We start from the raw sequence: 1445 nt of genomic DNA, 5'->3' as shown, positions 1-1445 counted from the left end.
CCATCTTTTTTAAAGGCCGAAATAAATATATAAAAAATGAAGAACACCTTTTATAATATAGTTAGTCGTAACTAAAAAAACAAAGGAGTTCTTCATGTATGATAATATCACAAAACTATATAAATTAGAAAACATAAATTCAAAAATAGAATCACTTGATACCACAATAGATGGTGAAGTACTTACACTTCATCTAAAGTTACTAAAAGATAATATAAGTTGTCCACTCTGTCAAACATATCCGATGTATTTTCATGGTTTTAGGTTAAAAAAATTAATCCATAGTGTTTCATTAGAACATCAAGTAAAAATCGCTTATTATGCAAGGCGTTATCGGTGTAAAACATGTAATAAAACAATCTATGAAACAAATCCATTTAATCAAGCTTACGAACGTATTAGTTTAAAAACCAAACTATCCATTCTAGACTATTTAAAAGAAACAAATCATACCTTTACTGACGCTGCTAAACTTTTTAATGTTTCAATTCAAAGTGTCATCAATATCTTCGATCGTCATATTGAAGTAAGGCGAAGACCACTACCTGAGATCATCAGTATTGATGAAGTGTTTACCAACAAAATGAATAAGTATAAATACGCCTGTGTTCTATTTGATTTTGAAGCATCTAAGTTGATTGACTTAATAGCAACCAGACATAAAAATTATTTACTTGAATATTTTTATAGAATTCCTATTCAAGAACGTGATCAAGTCAAAGTATTTATTATGGATATGTGGGATAGTTATAAACAAGTGGTTTCTAAATGTTTTCCCAAAGCACTCATAGCAATCGATTCATTTCACATTGTAAGGAATTTAAACGAAGCCATTAAAGCGATTAGAATTCGTGTTCAAAACAAGTACTATCTACAAAAAAGCAAGTTAGAGCATAATGATATGTATTATTACATGCTTAAAAAATTCCATTATTTTTTCGTAAAGAATTATGAAGACATATATGATGGTGAAATCAAGATCCACAAGTTAAATGCATATTGGCATAAATCTGAAATTCTAAGATACTTATTATCTATTAACGATGAATTAACCGAAGCATATCGGTTAAAAGAACACTATCGAACTTTTAATTTGACAGCTGATTATGAAACCTGTGAAGATGAACTACAAGTACTCATACAAGCATTTAAAAACTCAAAAATAGATGTCTACAGAGCATTTGGTAAAACCATTGACAAGTGGCAGCAAGAAATAAAGAATTCATTTATACGCATCAACGGACGACGTGTATCTAATGGTCCGATTGAGTCTACAAATTCTAAAATAAAGACAATCACTAAAACGGCCAACGGTATTAGAGATTTTAGAAGATTTAGAAAAAAAGCATTATACGCGATCAATCAAGATATCCCAATTAAAAACTAGGTTACGACAACAAAAAAGGCGCTAAAATAGCGCCTTTTGGGTGTACACCAACTAATTG

At 29.8% G+C, this 1445-nt stretch carries 1 protein-coding gene; it reads left to right on the top strand.

All coding sequences use genetic code 11. The features are described from left to right. The first annotated feature begins 94 nt into the window (after nt 1-94). A complete protein-coding gene (locus PG914_RS06885) occupies nt 95-1387 on the top strand; it encodes an ISL3 family transposase (protein ID WP_488823093.1) in 1293 nt (430 codons plus the stop codon). Nucleotides 1388-1445: the final 58 nt, after the last annotated feature.

This window comes from Acholeplasma sp. ORD1043, assembly GCF_057808485.1.
This window is presented reverse-complemented; position numbering and strand designations above follow the sequence as displayed.

Coding starts and splice junctions, on each gene's coding strand:
- PG914_RS06885 (WP_488823093.1), top strand. CDS start 95: ATGTATGATAATATCACAAAACTATATAAATTAGAAAACATAAATTCA.